Source organism: Streptomyces sp. NPDC033178 (assembly GCF_055577685.1).
Genome location: NZ_JBVIPT010000006.1, coordinates 362,421 through 381,451 on the forward strand (window position 1 = coordinate 362,421; position 19,031 = coordinate 381,451).

16 protein-coding genes are annotated in these 19,031 nt (G+C 70.7%); 4 read left to right on the forward strand and 12 right to left on the reverse strand.

Going from position 1 to position 19,031, the window contains the following annotated elements; all coding sequences use genetic code 11:
* Positions 1–89: 89 nt before the first annotated feature.
* Positions 90–494, reverse strand: a complete 405-nt coding sequence (locus tag ACZ5VQ_RS17925; RefSeq protein ID WP_359841476.1) for a DnaJ family domain-containing protein — start codon at positions 492–494, stop codon at positions 90–92.
* A gap of 212 nt (positions 495–706) precedes the next feature.
* Between ACZ5VQ_RS17925 and ACZ5VQ_RS17930 the strand changes: the two genes are divergently transcribed.
* Positions 707–1,105 carry a hypothetical protein gene (locus ACZ5VQ_RS17930; RefSeq protein WP_362074877.1) on the forward strand — a complete coding sequence of 133 codons (399 nt, stop codon included), beginning with the start codon at positions 707–709 and terminating at the stop codon, positions 1,103–1,105.
* A gap of 38 nt (positions 1,106–1,143) precedes the next feature.
* Here ACZ5VQ_RS17930 and ACZ5VQ_RS17935 read toward each other — a convergent pair whose 3' ends face one another.
* The gene (locus ACZ5VQ_RS17935; RefSeq protein ID WP_469105717.1) at positions 1,144–1,824 is read right to left on the reverse strand and encodes an O-methyltransferase; all 681 of its coding nucleotides are present in this window, start codon (positions 1,822–1,824) and stop codon (positions 1,144–1,146) included.
* Between the two features lie 314 nt (positions 1,825–2,138).
* Here ACZ5VQ_RS17935 and ACZ5VQ_RS17940 point away from each other — a divergent pair, with 314 nt between their 5' ends.
* Positions 2,139–4,220, forward strand: coding sequence for a bifunctional glycosyltransferase 87/phosphatase PAP2 family protein (locus tag ACZ5VQ_RS17940; protein ID WP_469105718.1), 2,082 nt, complete (start codon positions 2,139–2,141; stop codon positions 4,218–4,220).
* Here the strand turns inward: ACZ5VQ_RS17940 and ACZ5VQ_RS17945 are convergent.
* Together ACZ5VQ_RS17945 and ACZ5VQ_RS17950 are read right to left on the reverse strand one after the other, a co-directional pair.
* The gene (locus ACZ5VQ_RS17945; RefSeq protein ID WP_469105719.1) at positions 4,174–5,829 is read right to left on the reverse strand and encodes a hypothetical protein; all 1,656 of its coding nucleotides are present in this window, start codon (positions 5,827–5,829) and stop codon (positions 4,174–4,176) included. The two genes, ACZ5VQ_RS17940 and ACZ5VQ_RS17945, sit on opposite strands and share 47 nt — an antisense overlap.
* 184 nt (positions 5,830–6,013) lie before the next feature.
* Positions 6,014–7,258, reverse strand: a complete 1,245-nt coding sequence (locus ACZ5VQ_RS17950; protein WP_362074886.1) for a cytochrome P450 — start codon at positions 7,256–7,258, stop codon at positions 6,014–6,016.
* 357 nt (positions 7,259–7,615) lie between these two features.
* On the opposite strand from ACZ5VQ_RS17950, the gene ACZ5VQ_RS17955 reads away from it, so the two are divergent.
* The gene (locus ACZ5VQ_RS17955) at positions 7,616–8,785 is read left to right on the forward strand and encodes a steroid 3-ketoacyl-CoA thiolase (RefSeq protein ID WP_469105720.1); all 1,170 of its coding nucleotides are present in this window, start codon (positions 7,616–7,618) and stop codon (positions 8,783–8,785) included.
* A gap of 90 nt (positions 8,786–8,875) precedes the next feature.
* Here the strand turns inward: ACZ5VQ_RS17955 and ACZ5VQ_RS17960 are convergent, their stop codons facing one another.
* The 8 genes from ACZ5VQ_RS17960 to ACZ5VQ_RS17995 all read right to left on the reverse strand — a co-directional run bounded on the left by ACZ5VQ_RS17960 (position 8,876) and on the right by ACZ5VQ_RS17995 (position 17,933).
* Positions 8,876–10,195 carry a hypothetical protein gene (locus ACZ5VQ_RS17960; protein WP_469105721.1) on the reverse strand — a complete coding sequence of 440 codons (1,320 nt, stop codon included), beginning with the start codon at positions 10,193–10,195 and terminating at the stop codon, positions 8,876–8,878.
* Positions 10,196–10,324: 129 nt separating this feature from the next.
* A complete protein-coding gene (locus ACZ5VQ_RS17965; RefSeq protein WP_469105722.1) occupies positions 10,325–11,065 on the reverse strand; it encodes a YoaK family protein in 741 nt (246 codons plus the stop codon).
* 178 nt (positions 11,066–11,243) lie between these two features.
* Complete coding sequence (locus tag ACZ5VQ_RS17970; RefSeq protein WP_055618274.1) at positions 11,244–11,669, reverse strand: aggregation-promoting factor C-terminal-like domain-containing protein; 426 nt, start codon at positions 11,667–11,669, stop codon at positions 11,244–11,246.
* 333 nt (positions 11,670–12,002) lie between these two features.
* Positions 12,003–12,914: an ECF transporter S component gene (locus tag ACZ5VQ_RS17975; protein WP_469105723.1), complete on the reverse strand. Its 912-nt coding sequence runs from the start codon at positions 12,912–12,914 to the stop codon at positions 12,003–12,005.
* Positions 12,911–14,713 (reverse strand): ABC transporter ATP-binding protein, encoded by a 1,803-nt coding sequence (locus ACZ5VQ_RS17980; RefSeq protein ID WP_469105724.1) that lies wholly within the window; start codon positions 14,711–14,713, stop codon positions 12,911–12,913. The genes ACZ5VQ_RS17975 and ACZ5VQ_RS17980 overlap by 4 nt, the downstream gene beginning before the upstream one ends.
* Positions 14,710–15,984: an energy-coupling factor transporter transmembrane component T gene (locus ACZ5VQ_RS17985; RefSeq protein ID WP_469105725.1), complete on the reverse strand. Its 1,275-nt coding sequence runs from the start codon at positions 15,982–15,984 to the stop codon at positions 14,710–14,712. Before ACZ5VQ_RS17985 ends, ACZ5VQ_RS17980 begins: the two co-directional genes overlap by 4 nt.
* A 12-nt stretch (positions 15,985–15,996) precedes the next feature.
* The gene (locus ACZ5VQ_RS17990; protein WP_469105726.1) at positions 15,997–16,668 is read right to left on the reverse strand and encodes an SCO2322 family protein; all 672 of its coding nucleotides are present in this window, start codon (positions 16,666–16,668) and stop codon (positions 15,997–15,999) included.
* Positions 16,665–17,933, reverse strand: coding sequence for a prenyltransferase/squalene oxidase repeat-containing protein (locus ACZ5VQ_RS17995; RefSeq protein ID WP_469105727.1), 1,269 nt, complete (start codon positions 17,931–17,933; stop codon positions 16,665–16,667). Before ACZ5VQ_RS17995 ends, ACZ5VQ_RS17990 begins: the two co-directional genes overlap by 4 nt.
* Positions 17,934–18,289: 356 nt before the next feature.
* On the opposite strand from ACZ5VQ_RS17995, the gene ACZ5VQ_RS18000 reads away from it, so the two are divergent.
* Entirely contained in the window at positions 18,290–18,985 is a 696-nt protein-coding gene (locus ACZ5VQ_RS18000; protein ID WP_469105728.1) for a phosphotransferase, read from the forward strand.
* Positions 18,986–19,031 lie beyond the last annotated feature (46 nt).

A 19,031-nucleotide genomic window follows, 5' to 3' on the forward strand; every position in this document is an offset into this window, starting at 1 on the left:
CCTCACCCGTGCCCCGAGAGGGCGGCGCGGTCTCGACGAGTACGGGAACGGGAACGGGGACGAGGACGGGGAGGAGGGCGCGGACGGAGTCAGCCGGCGCGCCGCTCGTGCCACTCGCGGACGATCTCCTCGACGTCGTACGGCTTGAGGCCCAGCGGCGGGCCGGGCGGCGGCTTGAACATCATCTCGCGGATCTTCTTGTTGATCTCCGTGATGATCCGCCGTACCGCCTGCTCCGACGGGGCCTTGGCAGCCGCCTCAAGGGCGTCCTCGGCCTCCTTGCGGAGGGCCAGCGTCGGCGGCAGTACGGTCAGGCCCTCGCGGATCATCTTCTGCTTGATCCACCACAGTTCGTCGTACGACGTGTCGGGACCGCTCGACAGCGGCTTGCCCATGCCGGGGAGATCGGCGAACTCCCCACGGGCCTCCGCATCGCGGATCTGCTTGTCGACCCAGGACTCGAAGCTGACACCAGGAGGCTTGCGCTCGGTCATGCGTCCATTGTGCCGGACGGTGCGCGAACCGTGCCGAAACGGTGTGCGACCGTGCCGAGCGGCGCGGGAGTGCACCGAGCGAGGCGGAAGTGCGCCGGACGGTGTGGGGCCGGGCGAATTATCATTCGGCGGCGACACCTCGCCGGGGCGTCAACCGCGTCCTGGCGCGGGACAATTGGAACGCGGGAACGCGCGGGAACGAAGGAGCACACGTGCTCGAACTCACCATGGCCACGGTGTCCGGGACGGAAGCCGGTGCGACGGCCGGTATGCAGATGGCCGACGCGCCGAGCGAGCCGGGTGCCGTGCTGCGGGTGGGGCGGGACCGGGGCGTGTGCCGCCTCGCGACGCCCGACGACTGGCTGTTCGTCTCGCGGGTGCACCTGGAGTTCCTGTGCGGGCCCGAGGGGAGCTGGCAGGTGACCTGGCTGCGGGGCTCGCACGACGAGCCCTCGTCCGAGGTGCGGTTCACCCTGGTCGGCGGGGCCGCCCCGCAGATCCTGCCGTACGGCGGGACGGCCAAGCTGCCCCTCGGCGGCTCCGGCGAACTGATCATCTACGACCGTACGGGCCCCCGCAGCGTCAACGTGGGCTTCTACCACGAGGCCTGACCCCCGAAGGGCGAGAGCTTGCAGCGGTCAGGGAGGGGCTACGGCAGTACGCGCGCCAGCGCGAAGCCGTCGTACCCCTTCGAGCCCACCGTCTGGATCGCCGTGGCGGTCAGTTTCGGGTGTGTGGCGAACAGGTCGAGGGCCTCGCGGGTGCCCCGCACGCTCGGGTCGTCGCTGGTGGCGTCGGTGACGGCGCCGCCGCGGACGACGTTGTCGAGGATGATCAGGCTGCCGGGGCGGGTGAGCTTCACGGCCCACTCCACATAGCGGGGGTTGTTGACCTTGTCCGCGTCGATGAAGACCAGGTCGAAGGGGGCCGTGATCCCGTCGCCCTCGCCGGCCAGCCTCGCCAGGGAGTCGAGCGCCGGGCCCACCCGGACGTCGGTGATCTTGTCCAGCCCGGCCCGGGCGAGGTTGCGGCGGGCCACCTCGGCGTGTCGCTCGCTGTACTCCAGCGTGATCAGCCTGCCGTCCTGCGGGAGGGCGCGGGCCAGCCAGATGGTGCTGTAGCCGCCGAGCGTGCCGATCTCCAGGATGCGGGTCGCGCCCTGGATCACGGCGAGGAGATGCAGCAGCTTGCCCTGCGGCGGGGCGACGTTGATATGGGGCAGTCCGGCGGCGTCGCTGTCCTTCAGCGCGTCGGTCAGGGCGTCGTCCGGCGGGGCGAGGAGGCCGGTGAAGTAGTCGTCCACGTCGTGCCAGAGCTGCGGCTCGGTCATACGGATTTGCCTTTCGTCTATCTAGTTAGGTGCGCTAACTAGTTCCGTCGCTGAATATAGCCGGTTACCGACAGGTTGGGTGGTTGTATTCCACCCACGGCGACTCGCGGAGGGCTCGCGGCGGCTTGCGAGGGAGCCACACCGGCCGTACAACACCTCCATCCGGACAAAAGACTGAAGGACGTCAGGTGAAGAGGGGGTTGCCTGCGTCTCACGGCGGGGGGAGTGCGAGCCTCTTAGGATTCGAACAGGAAACAGACGCACCCAGCCCCATGGGACACCGGGGACGAACGGGGCGGGAGGGCCGACGGCGCGTGGCGAATGTGGAGCACGGTGGGCGACCAGGGGATGCCTTCGGGGCGGCGGCGCCCGGAGCGGCGAAGGCACGGCTGGGACTGGTCCGCGCGGGCCTCTGGCTGATCGCCGCGGTCCTGGCGGTACGGCAGGTCGCCGTCGTCCTGAGCACGCCGAAAGGCGAACGGCTGACGGACCTGGAGACCTGGGTCGGACCCGACGGCGTACTCCATGTGAACGGGTCGCTGTACGACTCGACCCAGTTCACGGGCACACCGTTCGCCGGGCTCGTCCTCAAGCCCCTCACCCGTTCGGCCGAACAGGCCCTCGGCTGGGGCTGGACCTTCGGCACACTGCTGCTGGTCGCAGCCCTCGGCCTGGTCGCCGCGCGCGCCCTGCCACAGCCCGTGAGCCGCCGCACGGCCCTGCTCGCCGCGCCCGTCGCGATCAGCCTGCTGATGCTGTCGCTGCCCGTGCGCAACACGCTGTACCTCGGCCAGACCAGCATCATTCCCGTGCTGCTCGTGCTCCTCGGCTGCTTCGCCGTGCGCGGGGAACGGGCGAGCGGGGTGCTGATCGGGCTCGCGGCGGCCCTCCAGCCGACCGTGCTCCTCTTCGCGCCGCTCCTGTGGTTCACCGGCCGCCGCCGGGCAGCCGCCTCCACCGGGATCACCTTCGCCGCGTTCACCGTGCTCGCGTGGGCGGCGATGCCGCACGACTCGTACACGTACTGGGTGCACCACCTGGCCGGAGTCGGGCTCGGGCGGCCCGCCGACGACCTCGCCAACCAGTCGCTGCACGGCGCGCTGCTGCGGCTCGGCCTCGAAGGCCCGCTGGAGATCGCGCTGTTCCTGTCGCTGGGCGCGGCCGTCGCCGTACTGGGCCTGCGCCGCGCCGTGCGGTACGCCCGCGACGGGCAGTTGCTGCTCGCGGTCGCGATCACCGGCTGTGTCGCCGTCGCCGTGTCGCCCACCACCTGGCAGCACCAGCTGCTGTGGGTGCTGCTCGCGCTGGTCGGCCGGGTCGGCAAGAAGGCCGGCGACCGGTACGTATGGCCCGTCGCCGTCATCCTGGTGATGACGCTCCCGGCAAAGATGATGCTGCCGAACATGGCAGCCCTCTACCCGCTGCGTGACAACGTCGTCCTGCTCGCCGCCCTCGCCGCGGCCACCGTGGTTCCGTTTCTGTCCCGTACGTCGGAGTACTACCGGTCGCCCATCCCGACCGAGTACGCGCAGTCGGTGCCCACGCGGTGGAAGCGCGTGCCCCTGCTGCCGTTCCTGCGCCGGGTCCTGACCCGCCCGAACCTGCTGCTCGAACTGCTGCTGATCCGCGTCGGCTACTCCGCGTACCAGCAGGTCAGACTCGCGGCGACCGGCGGCACCAACACGGGGGGCCGGGCCACCGCCGAGGAGCACGGCGAGCAGATCCACGCGATCGAGAAGTTCCTGCACATCGACGTCGAGCGCTGGGTCAACCACGCGGTGGTGGACGTCCCGTGGCTGCAGGGCTTCTTCGACTTCTACTACACGTCGTTCCACTTCGTGGTGCCGCTGAGCGTCCTCGGTGTCCTCTACGTCCGGCGCCCCGCCGAGTACCGCTGGGCCCGCGCGGCGCTCGGCTTCGCCACGCTGTTCGCGCTCGTCGGCTTCTGGCTCTACCCGCTGGCCCCGCCGCGGCTGATGCCGGGCCTCGGCTTCATCGACACCGTGCACGGCGTGCAGGACTTCTCCCAGCCGGACTACGGGACGCTGACCGCGCTCACCAACCAGTACGCGGCGATGCCCTCGCTGCACTTCGGCTGGTCGCTGTGGTGCGGGCTCGTCATCGCGATCCTCGCCCCGAAGTGGTGGATGAAGGCCCTCGGCCTGCTGCACCCGCTGTTCACGGTCTCCGCGATCGTGGCGACCGCCAACCACTGGGTCCTGGACGCGGCGGGCGGCGCGGCCGTCGTCGGCGCGGGCTTCGCGCTGACCTACCTCCTCCAGGGACCGCGTCCGCGACCGCTCACGAAACCGGCGGCGGAGGAGACGGATGCGGCGGAGGAGGCGGAGGTCAGCATCGCGGAGCCGGTCCCGGCGAAGGACCGTACCCCGAGCTGATCCGGTACTCGCCCGGCTCGGTCACCGTCAGCCGCGTGAACTCGCCGGCCTTCTCCAGGCAGCCGCCCTCGGCGTACAGCCAGGGCGAGAAGGCGACGCGCACGGTCACCGAGCCGGCCCGCGGGACGTGTACGAGGACCGCGGCGCTGTCGGCCCGCACTACGGTGGCGGGCTTCGACACGAGCGGCACCGCCCCGCGCACGCGGTAGACCCGCCAGTTGACGTCCCGCCACACCGGCTCCAGCCACTCGGTGCCCCGCGCGACCAGGCGTGCCTCGTCCTCCGCGAAGCCGTCCGGCTTCCCCGAGGGCAGCACGACGAAGCCGACCGCCCACCGGTCCAGCCAGGCGCGGTACGTCTTCTCCGAGAACGTCCCGTCGTAGAAGAGCCTGCCCCGCTCCATGTCCAGCTGCCGGTTCCAGCCGCGCGCCAGGTTCACATGCGGGGCAAGGGCGGTCGCCTCGCGGTGGTTGCGGGCCGGGACCACCTCGACGCGCGTACGGTCGGCGCCGAGCCGGTCCAGGGCGTCCACGACGCTGGTGGTGTCGTGGGCCCAGGCCGGTACCGCCGTCGACACCTGCAGATCGTCGACCGTCTTCTTGCCCACCCAGCCCACGGAGAAGACGAGCGCCATGGCGAGCGCCACACGTCTCTGCTTGCTGCGTCTGCGGGGCACCCCGGCCGGTGTCGAGGTGGCCGGTACCGCCAGCAGCGCGGCCAACAGGGCGGCGGGCGCGAACAGTTCGGCCAGCCGCTCCACGTTCGTGCCGACCGGCGAGGGGATCAGATACGTGAGGACCGTCCCGGCCGCGTACACGACGGCGCCCCAGCGCAGCACCCGCCAGCCGCGTGGCGCGAGGGTCAGGACGACGAGGCCGATCACGACGGGCGGCCAGATCCGTGCCGCGGGCATCAACTGCTCGCCGGTGAACGGGAACAGCAGGGTGGTGGTGCCCACCACCACGACCGGCGGGACGATCAGTGTGGCGGCCCGCACCCGGTCCCGTACGAGGGCGTGGCCGGCGCCCGCCACGACCAGGAACAGTCCGGCCACCGGGCTCGCCATGGCCGCCAGCGCCGCGTACGCCACCGCGAGCGGCAGGCGGCGCTCCCGGGTCAGCAGCACACAGGCCGCGAGCCCGAGCGCGACACCGAGGGCGAAGGTGGTCCGCCCTGAGGCGACGTTGCACCAGAGTGCGAGCGAGGCGAGCAGTGCCGGGCCGAGCGGCCGGCGGATCCCCGTACGGACGATGAGGACCGAGGCCAGCCAGGCGGCGAGGAGCCCCGACGCTACGGTGACCGTCCGCACGCCGAAGGCGGCCATCAAATAGGGCGAGATCAGGCTGTAGTTGGCGGTGTGCATCCCGCCGTACCAGAACAGGCTGTACGCCGAACCGCCGTGCCGGGACGCGAAGTCGGCCCAGGCCTCCTGCGCCGCGAGATCACCGCCGCCGGTGGCGAGGAACAGCCACCACACCATGTACAGGGGCACGGTCGGCAGGGTGGCGAGGAGGGGAACGCGGATCCGCCTCCAAACCGGGCGGAGGTCCCGCTTCCGGGAGGCGGCCGCGCCCTCCGGCCGGACGAGGGACAGTTCGGCTGGGACCACGGCTCGGCTTTTCCGTTCGAAGTCTTCGAAGGTGTGAATTGGCTGTGCCATCCGTGAAGACGCGTAACGGACCGGAAACGTTCACCTGATTTCGGGCGCGGGGCAGCCCTTTGGGGCCCGGGGGAGGCAGGGGCGGGGCGTAGGGGGGATGCCCCTGCCTCCCGCGTAGCGGGTCACCGGCGGCTCAACCGGCGCTGACCTGCAGTTCCTTGACGCCGTTGATCCAGGCCGAGCGCAGCCGGCGCGGGTCGCCGACCAGCCGGAGGCCGGGCATCGCGTCGGCGATCGCGTTGAAGATCAGGTCGATCTCCAGGGTGGCCAGCGACTTGCCGAGGCAGAAGTGCGGGCCGCCGCCCCCGAAGCCGAGGTGTGGGTTCGGGTCGCGGGTGATGTCGAAGACCTCCGGCGATTCGAAGACCTCCGGGTCGTTGTTGGCGGAGGAGTAGAAGATGCCGACGCGGTCGCCCTTCCTGATCTGCTTGCCGCCCAGTTCGGTGTCCCGGGTCGCCGTGCGCTGGAAGGAGACGACGGGTGTCGCCCAGCGGACGATCTCCTCGGCGGCGGTCGCCGGGCGCTCCCGCTTGTAGAGGTCCCACTGGTCGGCGTGGGTGAGGAAGGCGTGCATGCCGTGGGTGATGGCGTTGCGGGTCGTCTCGTTGCCCGCGACGGCCAGCATCAGTACGAAGAAGCCGAACTCGTCCGAGCCGAGGTTGCCCTCGTCCTCGGCGGCGACCAGGGTGCTGACGATGTCCTTGGCCGGGCACTGTTTGCGGTCGGCGGCCATGTTCATCGCGTAGGCGAGGATCTCGGTGGCCGACTCCGCGCCGATCTCCTCGGTGATGGCGTACTCCGGGTCGTCGTACGCGATCATCTTGTTGGACCAGTCGAAGATCTTGGCGCGGTCCTCCTGCGGGATGCCGATCAGCTCGGCTATCGCCTGGAGGGGCAGTTCGCAGGCGACCTCGGTCACGAAGTCGAAGGAGCCGCCGGGGCCCGCGTTCGCCAGCGCGGTCTCCATGATCCGGCCCGCGCGGCCGCGCAGGTTCTCCTCCAGCGCGCGGATGGCGCGCGGGGTGAAGCCGCGCTGGACGATCTGGCGGACCCGGGTGTGCTCGGGCGGGTCCATGTTCAGCAGGATCAGCCGCTGGGCGTCGATCGCGTCGCGCTCGATGTGCTCGCCGAAGCGGATGATCGCGGTGTTGAGGGTGGACGAGAACAACTCGGGGTGCGTGGACACGTACTTGACGTCGGCGTGCCGGGTGACGGCCCAGTAGCCCTCGTCCCCGAAACCGGCGAGGTTGGGCGGCTGGGGGATCCAGCGGACCGGCTCGGTCCGACGCAGCTCGGCGAACTCCGGGAAGGGCACGCGGTGGTGCAGCACGTCGGGGTCGGTGAAATCGAACCCGTCGGGCAGCGCTGGACAGGTCATCGGCAACTCCAGGTCGTGCGACGGTCGGGTTCTGTCGGTCGAGTGCCGGCAGCCGGGTCTGGCAGTCAGGTCTGGCAGTCGTGTTCCGGCGGTCGGGTTCTGTCGTGTTCTGACGGTCCATCAGGTACCGGGAATTGCCGTGAAGGTAGTAACGGGTTCTACAAGTGGCAAGAGGCGCGACGACCCGAATTGCGTGCGGAAGTCGTGCAGATCGCGACTTCGGGAGCTGCACGACCCTTGCGGTGACGGACGCCGGGTCAGCAGACTGCAGACAGAACTAGAACGCGTACTAGTTCGGCGTGGCGGGTGGGCCGGGACGCCCGCGCCGCGCGGGTGACCCGAGGAGAGGAACTCCCCATGGCCGCGGAACCCGTGATCGTAGAAGCCGTGCGCACCCCCATCGGCAGGCGCGGCGGCGCACTCGCCAACCTGCACCCCGCCTACCTGCTGGGCGAGACCTACCGAGAACTCCTCGGCCGTACGGGCATCCACGCGGACTGCGTCGAGCAGGTCGTCGGCGGAGCCGTCACCCACGCCGGCGAGCAGTCGGGCAACCCCGCCCGTACGGCATGGCTCGCGATGGGGCTGCCGTACGAGACGGCGGCGACGACCGTGAACGCGCAGTGCGGATCCTCGCAGCAGGCCTCCCACATGGTCGCCAACATGGTCGCGGCGGGCGTCATCGACGTCGGCATCAGCTGTGGCGTCGAGGTCATGTCCCGAGTGCCGCTTGGAGCCGCCTCCAAGCACGGCCCGGGCAAGCCGACCCCCGACGAGTGGAACGTCGACCTGCCGAACCAGTTCGAGGCCGCCGAGCGCATCGCCCGCCATCGGGGGCTGACCCGCGAGAACGTGGACTCGCTGGGCCTCATCTCGCAGGAGCGGGCCGCGGCGGCGTGGGCGGAGGAGCGCTTCAAGCGGGAGACGTTCGCCGTACAGGTGCCCACGAACGAGGACGAGCAGCGGGCAGGGCAGGGCATGTGGCGGCTCGTCGACCGCGACGAGGGTCTGCGTGACACGTCGATGGAAGCGCTGGCGGGCCTGAAGCCGGTCATGCCGACGGCCGTCCACACGGCCGGCAACTCGTCCCAGATCTCCGACGGCGCTTCGGCGATCATGTGGGCGTCCAAGCGGATGGCGCGGGCGCTGAAACTGCGTCCGCGGGCGCGGATCGTGGCTCAGGCGCTGGTCGGCTCCGACCCGCACTTCCACCTGGACGGCCCGATCGACGCCACGAAGGCGGTCCTCGGCAAGGCGGGCATGTCGCTGAAGGACATCGACGTCATCGAGGTCAACGAGGCCTTCGCGTCAGTGGTGTTGAGCTGGGCACAGGTCTTCGAACAGGACCTGGAGAAAGTGAACGTCAACGGCGGCGCGATCGCGCTCGGGCACCCCGTGGGGGCCACCGGTGCGCGGCTCATCACCACGGCACTCCATGAACTGGAGCGCAGGGACAAGGAGTTCGCCCTCATCACGATGTGCGCGGGCGGGGCGCTGGCTACCGGGACGATCATCCAGCGCTTGTAGCCGCACTGTCGGGCCGCAGCTTGCAGATGATCGCGCATCTCCCGCTGCGACTGGAAGATCATGTGTGGGACCGCTGTTGGACACCGCGCCTCAGGTGTTGTCGTCGCTTCCGGTGTGATCGTGGAAGTGCACGTCTCCGTGGATGGCGCCGGCCTGGACGACATTTCCCTGGGTGGTGTCGTTCAGCCGGTTCACCACGGACTCCGGGGCCGACGGGAATCGGCGCTCGGGCGACGTCGGCCTCAGTGGTCCCATCACCTCTATCGGCCAGGTGAGTTCTCGCCAGTCCAGCAGGCCCCTTGGACCGACGGGTGTCAGTCCGAAATCTCGCACGGCATCGACGACCGCCTTGCCGAGACGCAGTTCCTGGGCGAGTTCGTCCGTCTGCGCCTTCAGCTGCCCGATCCTCGTCTCGATGGACTGTTCCTCCGCGGATACCGCTGCGAACCGGACCATTACGTCGTGGCTGTCCGGGTATCCGGCGTTCAGTTTTGCAAGAGTGCGCCGTAGCCTCTTCGGCACTCTTCCGTGGATTCCGGATGCTCCGAGATGGTGGAGCAGGGTTCGCGCGGATTCCCGTTCCTCGGCTGTCAGAGGCTCAGCGCTGCGAAGACGTGCTTTCATCCACCGGCAGAGTTCTGCATCCTCTGTCGTTCCAGCCCTCGCGATCTCGGCGAGGTCATCCGCCAGCCAGTCCAGCTGGGCATCCCAATCACGGCGCGTCGCGTCGGCCTTCTGACGCAGGGTTCCCAGTTCGCCCTTGCCGCGAAGGTGGAGCCGGGCCTCCTTGGCCCGGGCGAGTTCCGCATCCTTCATGTCGATCTTGGTGGTAACCGGCTCCAGTTTGATCTTTATCCGTTTCAGAAGAGCGTAGAGACTGAAGATGTCGCTCAACGGCACGACAAACGCTCGCTCCTCCTGGAGGGAGACGATGACGGCACAGGGCAGTAGCGCCTCGGAGATCCCGAAGAACTTCTGCATCTCGGTGGCGACGACGGTGAGCGCGACCTGATGCTCGCGCAGTGATGGGGGCAGGGTCGGTGTGATGGTCACGCGCTCGTCCGCTGTCCGGGACTCCATCCGGAAGGTGGACTTCGCACCCGGTGCGGGCGTGTTCAGTCGTTTGTCATCACCCAGACAGGAGAGGCCGCCCACCATGGGTCCGTCTTCGTTTCTCATCGGGAAACGTTCGTCGATTCGGATGTAGGACGGAGCCGGTGTGATCACCCCGAGATACCGACGGGTGAGGTCGTGCATGTCGGTCCATTCCTCGAAGAACCTCCGATGCAGGTCCGGGTTGTCGGCGGACCGTGCCAGCAGGAACACCAGGCCGGCGTATCCGCCGTCGCTCAGTGTCCGGAACCGGCTGCGGAGGAAGCTCCTCACCGACATGTCCACCGCCAAGCCCACACGCGCCTCCGGAAGTCGACATCCAGTGCCCAGGGATTCTGCCCCGTGCCGGTGAACTCAAGTCCACAGCGGCCCCTTCCGCAAGGCTGCCGCCGAAGGCCGTGTGGTTCGACTGCAAGTGAGCCGCCCTCACTCCCGCCCCGCCACCACCACTGCCAACACCCCCACCACCCCCGCCGCGACCAGCAACGGAATGGCCAGGCCGTGGTGGAGTACCAGCCATGCGCCGAGCAGGGCGCCCGCGAGCATCGCGATCACCGAGGCCGTGCGGCGTGGGGAGTGGTGGCCGCTGCCGCCCGCGGCGCGGGAGTCGCTCGCGAGGCCGGTCAGGGTCATCGTCAGGACGGTGGTCGTCAGGTCGGGGACGCCCAGTTTGCGTACGGTCGCGTTGCGCAGGCCCATCGCGAAGGCTGTTACCGCGATGAGGGTATAGACGGTTGCGGTCGCGTCGGGTGCGGCGAAGGCGACCACGGAGGCCGCGCCGACCAGTACCGCCTCGGCGGCCAGCGTGAGGCGGGCCCAGGTCCGGCGTGAGCCGCTGCCCAGGCGTACCGCGATGCGTCCGCCCGCCACCGCGCCCACCAGGAAGGCGGCCAGCGACGTCAGCGTGTGCGGCACCGAGAAGCCGGGTGCACCGGCGGCGGCGAAGCCCAGCACGACCACGTTGCCGGTCATGTTCGCCGTGAAGACGTGCTCAAGGCCGAGATAGCTCACCGCGTCGATCAGCCCGCTGACCACGGTCAGGGCCAGCAGCACGGGCACGAGCCGCAGTCCTCGTGCCTCGGGGTCGGGCGTTCGCGTGTCCGCCGCCCTGTCCGTCCTTGCTCTGTCCCCTGTGTCTCCCGACTTCTCCGTCTCTTCGGAACTCATGAGGCCTCCGGTCGGCAGGGCTGGCTCGGTGGGGTGTGGTCAAGTCCACCACGGAGACCCGTCGGGAGTCCGGATACGCCCACGGGCGCATGGCGAAGGCGGCGGCCCCGGGGATCGGGGGCCGCCGCCTTCGCGTACGGGGGTGCGCCTGGGTGCGCGTGGGTGTCTTGCGGGCCGGTCAGTACCAGCCGTTCGCCTGCCAGAAGTTCCAGGCGCCGGTCGGGCTGCCGTAGCGGTCGTTCATGTAGTCGAGGCCCCACTTGATCTGGGTCTTCGGGTTCGTCTTCCAGTCGGAACCGGCGGAGGCCATCTTCGAGGCCGGCAGGGCCTGGACCAGGCCGTAGGCGCCGGAGGAGGAGTTGGTGGCGGTGACGTTCCAGCCGCTCTCGTGCTCGACGATCTTGCTGAACGCCTTGTACTGCGAGTCGTTCGGGATCATCTTCTGCGCGATCGCCTTGGCCGAGGTGGGGGAGGCCTTCGCGGGGGCCGCGGCCTGAGCGGGGCCCGCCGCGAACACCATGCCGGCGGTGGCAGCGGCCACGGCGGCACCGGTGAGGGCCTTCTTCGGAGTGGCGATGCGGCGGATGCGGGTGGAGATGGACACAGAGAACCTTTTCCTTCGGGGACGTGGCGGTCGCTCGTACGCCGTGACCCGTAAGGCCTTGGCATGCGTCGGCGCCGAGGCCCGGGTGGGCTCGTCGGCGCCTTGCGACTCCTCCAGAGAAACAGGCTCGGAGGGCGTCCGCAATGACCCCTTTTGCTAGTTGTGGTCGTATCCGCCGCAAAAGGTCCTTCTGTGACGTGGCTCTCAATCCGCAGGTCAGGGGTGATAGGACCGTGCACATGACAAGGAGAATGATCTACGACCGCGCTTAGTAAGTGACTTAGGTCCTGTGGGCCGCCTCACGGTGGGTGTAACCGGCAGTGGTTGAAGCGTCTACGGTGTGCGGTCGGACGGTGTGACGGGCGCCGCATCACGTGGCTCCTCGAAGGTGACCGAGGTCTCGAAAGCCGCCCTCCGCGTGGCCCGACGGAGCGCCTTGAGGACGGTCGCGCCGAGTGTGAGGGTCAGGACGACGGTGACCACGGCCCGGCCCAGGTCCCAGCCGAGGGAGGTGGCCAGGCAGTACGCGACGAAGCGGGCCAGGTTGGCGTCCACGTCGTCGTGCGGGTCGAAGGCGACGTTCGACGACAGCGCGTCCATGAAGGGCCAGCCGGCCAGGTTCATGAACGTGCCGTACGCGAAGGCCGCGAGGAACCCGTACAGGGCGAGCATCAACAGCTCGCCCCGGCCGCGCAGCCGGTCCGGGCCCGGGAGCAGGCCCGCGCCCATCGTGAACCAGCCCATGGACAGCATCTGGAACGGCATCCACGGCCCGACCCCGCCCGTGAGCAGCGCAGACGCGAACATCGTGACCGCCCCGAGTACGAATCCGAAGCCCGGCCCGAGGACCCTCCCGCTCAGCACCATCAGGAAGAACATCGGCTCGATGCCGGCGGTTCCGGCTCCGATGGGCCGCAGAGCGGCTCCCGTCGCGGCGAGCACGCCGAGCATGGCCACGGCCTTGGGGCCGAGCCCCGACTCGGAGATCGTCGCCCCGACGACCCCGACCAGCAGCACGAGCAGCCCCGCGAACAGCCAGGGCGCGTCCTTGGCGTGAGCACTCACCTGTGAGGTGGGTCCGCTGAGGAAGGGCCAGGTGAGCGCCGCCAGACCGACGAGGCTTACGAGGAGGAGGGCGCCGAGGGAACGCGGGCCCAGGCGGATGGGGCGGGCCTGGCGCTGGGGGAGGGGGCGAGGTTCGGGGAAGGGGAGAGGTTCGGGGCGGGGGTGTGACTTCTCGTTCATGAGCCCGGCTCCTTCTCCCCTTCGGCCGCGCGGAGTGCCTCGCGTACCTGCGGGACCGTCAGCCATTTCTGCGGGGCGAGGATCTTGGTGACCTGCGGAGCGAAGGACGGGGAGGCGACGACGACCTCGGCCGTTGGGCCGTCCGCGACGGGTTCGCCGTCGGCGAGGATGACGACCCGGTGGGAGAGTTCGGCGGCCAGTTCGACGTCGTGGGTGGCCAGCACGATGGCGTGGCCCTCGGCCGCCAGCCCCCGCAGGACGGTGACCAGACGGGACTTCGCCGCGTAGTCGAGGCCCCGGGTCGGCTCGTCGAGCAGGAGCAGGGGCGGGCGGGCCGTCAGGACGACCGCCAGGGCGAGCGCGAGCCGCTGGCCCTCCGAGAGGTCCCGCGGATGCGTGTCGTCCTCGATGCCCGGGAGCAGCTCGGACACCAGGGTCCGGCAGGTGCCCGGTTCCGCCGCCGCGTCGGAGTCCGCGGCCGTGCACTCCCCGGCCACCGTGTCGGCGTACAGCAGGTCGCGGGGCTCCTGCGGTACGAGGCCGACGTGCCGGATGAGTTCACGGGGTGCCGTGCGGTGGGGCTCGATGCCGCCCACGCGCACGGATCCCGACGCCGGTGCGACCAGGCCGACGAGGGCGGAGAGCAGCGTGGACTTGCCGGCGCCGTTGCGGCCCATCAGGGCGACGGTCTCGCCGGGGCCGACAGTGAGCGTGACGGCGTGGAGCACCTCGGTACGGCCGCGGCGGACGGAGAGGTTCTCAATCACCGCTGAGTGGTTGGTGGTTGGGGTTGTGGGCCGGGGCGTGGTCCGGAGCGTGGTGTCGGGGGTGCGTTTGCGGAAGAGACGGGGGCGGGGGCGGGGGTGACGGGTGGGCGTCGGGGTGGCTTCCGTCGGGAGCGGGGGTGCTGTGGGGTTCGCGGAGGGGCTCGCCGTACTCGCCGTGCCCGCCGTACTCGCCGTGTTCGCTGCTTCGTACGTGGTGTTCTTCAGTCGATCCCGCAGAGCGCCCGCCCTGCGCCGGGCGTCCCGCACTGTCAGCGGCAGGGGCGACCAATCGGCGAGCCGGCCCAGCGCCACCACCGGCGGGTACACCGGGGAGACGGCCATGACCTCGGACGGGGTGCCCAGCACGAGAGGGGCGCCGGGGGTGGGGAGGAGGGCGACCTGGTCGGCGTACTGGATGACGCGTTCCAGCCGGTGCTCGGCCATGAGGACCGTCGTACCGAGGTCGTGGACGAGGCGCTGGAGGACGGCGAGGACCTCCTCCGCGGCGGCCGGGTCGAGGGCCGAGGTCGGTTCGTCGAGGACCAGGACCTTGGGGTGCGGGGTGAGGACCGAGCCGATCGCGACGCGCTGCTGCTGGCCTCCGGAGAGCGTGGAGATGGGGCGGTCGCGGAGGTCGGCGAGGCCGAGCAGGTCGAGCGTCTCCTCGACGCGGCGGCGCATCACGTCGGGTGCGAGGCCCAACGACTCCATTCCGTAGGCGAGTTCGTCCTCGACCGTGTCCGTCACGAAGTGCGACAGCGGATCCTGGCCCACCGTGCCGACCACGTCCGCGAGTTCGCGCGGCTTGTGGGTCCGGGTGTCACGGCCCGCCACCGTCACGCGGCCGCGCAGGGTGCCGCCCGTGAAGTGCGGGACCAGTCCGTTCACCGCTCCGAGCACCGTCGACTTGCCGACCCCGGACGGTCCGACCAGCAGCACCAACTCGCCCTCGGGGACGGTGAGTTCGATGCCCCGGACGGTCGGCCCTGCCGCTCCGTCGTATGTCACGGAGACATTCTCGAAGCGGATCATGAGGATTCCTTGCGGGTGATCTCGGGGCGGGTGTTCTCGGGTGCCGGGGCGACGAAGGCGGGGAGGAGGCCGAGGAGGATCGCCGCCGCGGGCCACAGGGGGAGCGTCGGCGCGGTCAGCGGGACGACGCCGGGGTGCAGGGCCGCGGAGTTGGACGGGGCGTACGAGGCGTAGAGGATCAGCAGTGTCGCGACCGCCGCGCCGGACGCGGCGACCAGCCACGCGCGGACGCCCCACGCGTCCGGCCGGTAGCGCGTACGCGGCGAGCGGCGCCCGCCGAGCCACAGGCCGGCGAGGGCCGCGGCGAGTCCGGCGAGCAGTACGGGCAGGCCGTAGCTGCCGCCTTCCGCGGTGAGCAGGCCGTACGTTCCGGCGCAGACCCCGACCAGGCCGCCGAGGGTGAGTACGGCGGTGGTGCGGCGTACGGCGGGAGGTACGTCCGCCGTTCGGCCGTAGCCGCGTGCGTCCATCGCCGCCGCGAGGGAGACGGACCGCTCCAACGCGCCCTCCAGGACCGGGAGTCCGACCTGGAGCAGGCCGCGCAGACCCTTGTCCGGGCGGCCGCGGAGACGCCGGGCGGCGCGCAGACGCTGGACGTCCGCGATCAGGTTCGGGGCGAAGGTGAGGGCCACCACTACGGCAACTCCCGCTTCGTACAAGGCTCCTGGGAGGGATTTGAGGAGTCGGGCCGGGTTCGCGAGGGCGTTCGCCGCGCCTACGCAGATGAGGAGGGTGGCGAGTTTCAGGCCGTCGTAGAGGGCGAAGACGAGGCCTTCCGCGGTGACTCGGCCGCCGATGCGGATGCCTTCTGCCCAGTCGGGGAGGGGGAGTTCGGGGAGTGTGAGGAGGGTGTGGGTGCCGGGGATGGGAGAGCCGAGGACTACTGCGAAGGCGAGGCGGATGACCAGGACGGCGAGGGCGAGTTTCACGAAGGCGGCGTAGGAGTGGGCCCAGGGGGCCTCTGTTCGGCGGGCCGCCACCACGTAGCCGGCTACGCCGATGAGGAGGGCCAGGAGGAGGGGGTTCGTTGTGCGGGAAGCGGCTGTGCCTAGGCCTAGTGCCCAGAGCCACCATGCGCCTGGGTGGATTGCGTTGGTTCGGGTTGCTCGTGGGGCGGTTAGTCGGCGTTGGACTTTTCTGGATCGGGCACCCGGTGTTTGTGGCTGTGCCCACCCTCCCCCACTCTCGGCTTCGCTCGAGCGGGGGGACCCCCATCGCCCTGCGGAACGCCTGCCCACAGCAGTTGCTGCGTCGTTGTTGTTGGTGGTCATTGCGCGAGCCCGTCAGTCGCGGCGGCGGCGGGCTTGCCAGATTGCTGCCGTGCCCAGTGCTGCCACCGCGGCGATGCCGGCCAGCAAGCCCACCGACGGGCCGCCGTCCCCGTTGCCGTCGGCGGACTTGCTCTTCGCCTGCTCACCGGGCGACGAGGAGGCCTTCGGGCGGTTGCCCGAGACCGGCTCGCCGCAGCCCGTGCCGGGGTAGCCCGCGATGGCGCAGAGCAGGGCGTTCGTGTCGTAGCGGAGGGGCTTGGCGACGGCAGCGAGGGCGTCCGCGGTCGTGGCGTCCTCGTCGATGCGGGCGCAGGCCGTGCGGGGGCGGGGCGGGGTCGAGCCGGCCGGGGCGTCAGCGGCCGTGCCGAAGTCGAGGACCAGGCCGACCCGCTTGGACCCCTCCCGTGCGGGCGTCTTCGCGCAGATCGTCGCGAAGTCGGCCGCCCCGCGCGGCTTCGCCGAGTCCTTGGAGTCCTCGCTCACCGAGAAACGGAACCCCTGGACGTCACCGTCCGAGGGCCGCGCGGTCGACGGCCCCTGGGTCGCGTACACCCACGTACCGGCGGTGGAGTCCCTGTCCCAGAAGGACCAGTAGCGGTAGCCGACCGCCTGGGCCTGCCCCGCCGTGCCGAGGACGGCGAGCAGGAGGCACAGGACCGGCAGAACCAGGCGGCGGCAGGTCACGGCTGCTGCTTCTTGTTACGGCCGCTGAGGAGGAAGCCGATGCCGATGCCGCCCACCAGGCCGACCCCGATGATCCACCAGATGCTGACCCCGCCGTCGTCCTCGTCCGAGGCGTCGTCCTTGTCGTCGTTGTCGTTCTTGCCGTCGGCCGGGGCGGTTGAGGCGTCGGAGGACGCCGCCGCTGGGCCGGTCGCGCCGAGCTGCTTCACGAGGTCGGCGCCGCCGAAGGCACGCGGGTCCGTACCAGTGGAGTTCGCCGCGAAGATCAGCTGCGCGTACGCCGCCGGGCCGCTCTTCGCCGCCCAGGTGCCGGAGTTCTTCTCCAGCCAGGCCAGCGGCTTCTCGGTGTCGGCCGTGCGGCCGGCCGCGGCGAGCGCGACGACCGTGTCGGCGGTGTTGCCGTAGTCGGGCTGGTCCTCGGCGCCGGGGAGGGAGGACTTCAGGTAGCCGTTCTTGGCGACCGCGCCCGCGAGGTACAGGGCACCGTTGGCCGCCGCGTCCTCGATCGTGAAGGAGTCGCCGCCCGCGCACTTGGCACTCTTCGAGGAACCGCCGTCGTCCTCGGGCTCCGGGGACAGCCCCTGACCGAGGGCACCCAGCACCCCCGCCGCCGTGGCGTCCGCGTTCGCCGCGAGCTTGTCCTTCTTGTCCGGCTGGAAGGCGAAGGCGCCGCCGCCGTTCTCGTCGCAGGGGACGGAGAGCCCGAGCAGGGCGTCGTACGGAGTCCGGTCGTCCTTCGAGGACACGTCCTCCGGGTCGGTGTCCCCGGCGTTGAGCGCCCCGATCACGACGGACGTCGAGTTGGTGTCGCTGGGCGTGCCCGGGAAGTAGCCCCAGCCGCCGTCCTTGTTCTGCACGGACTTGAGCCACTTCACGGCCGCGCCGGTCACGGCGTCGCTCGCGTCGAGGGCCTCCAGGGCCTGCAGCGCGGCGGCGGTGCTGTTCGTGTCGACCTTGGTCCTGGCGTCGCACTTCGTGCTCGGGTCGGGGCGGTACGCCGCGAAGGCCCCGCTCTCGCACTGCTGGCCGGTGAGCCAGTCGACGGCCTGCTTCGCGGGCTTCACCCCCACGGTGTCCTGGGCGAGCAGCGCGAGCGACTGCCGCCAGACGCCGTCGTAGGTGGGGTCGGTGCTGCCGTACAGGGCGGAGGAGAACGCCTGGGACGGGGTCGCGCCGGGCGACTCGTCGGCGAGGGCGGCGGGCGCGAACGCCGTACCGATCACGGCGGTGGCGGCCAGTACCGCTGCGCTGCGGCGGACAAACATGATCGGCGGATGCCTTTCCCTGTCAAGGAGCCAGGCAGCCCAGAACCCGGGCGGCTCGGCTCCGTATGCCTCGACGGTGCCGGTCACCGGCGGACCCGGTGACGCGAGCCGGTCACGCCCGTACGAGGCAATCCGGCTCGCCGCCCCTGATCGACTGATCGGCCGATCGACCGGGCGACACACGGTTGCGGGTCAGCGCCGGATTTGCACCGGCTTCCCCCCGTACGACTGTGATGACGACCCGCTCACTGTACCGGCCCGTAGCAAGACCCTGAGGGCCGCCTGTGGGGGCGCCTGTGAGGCCGACCGGCTCCGGGTGGCTTCTGCCCATGGGGATCCCTGCGGGAGCCGGGCGATTGCTCGGATCGGGGCGCACGGCGGATGTCTACGCGCTCGACGATCACGACGGCCAGGACGGCCTAGGCGGCCTGGGCGATCATGACGGACTCGGCGATGGTTCCGGCGGCGGGGCGTGGGTGCCGCGCCGGTACCGGGACGGCTACGGGGACGCGCCGGCCGAGGCGGCCGTCATGGAGTACGTACGGGGTCACGGCTATCCCGTGCCGCGCGTGCGGGCGGCGGACGCGCGCACCGACCTCGTGATGGAGCGGCTGTACGGGCCGACCGTGGTCGAGGCGGTGGCCGCCGGTGAACTCACCGCGGGGGAGGCCGGATCGGTGCTCGCCCGGCTCCTGCGCGACCTGCACGTGATCCCGGCCCGCCGCTCCCCCGACCCCGCCGTACCCGTCCTGCACCTGGACCTGCAACCGGAGAACGTCCTCCTCACCCCGGCCGGCCTCGTGGTGATCGACTGGAGCAACACCGACGAGGGCCCGCCCGGCCGCGACTGGAGCATGTCCGCCGTGATCGTGGCCCAGGTGGCCGTCGACGACGACCCCCGCGCCCCTGGCCGGGGAGATGCTGTCCGCCCTGCTGGCCGGCTGCCCCGACCCGGCACTCCTGACGGGCCCGAACGGCGGCCTCGGCCGGGCGACGGGGCAACGGGCCGTCAATCCGACGACGAGCCCCGACGAGATCGAACTCCTCGGTGAGGCAGGGCAGTTGATCCGCAGGTTGCTGGACCAGCTCCGCGCCGGG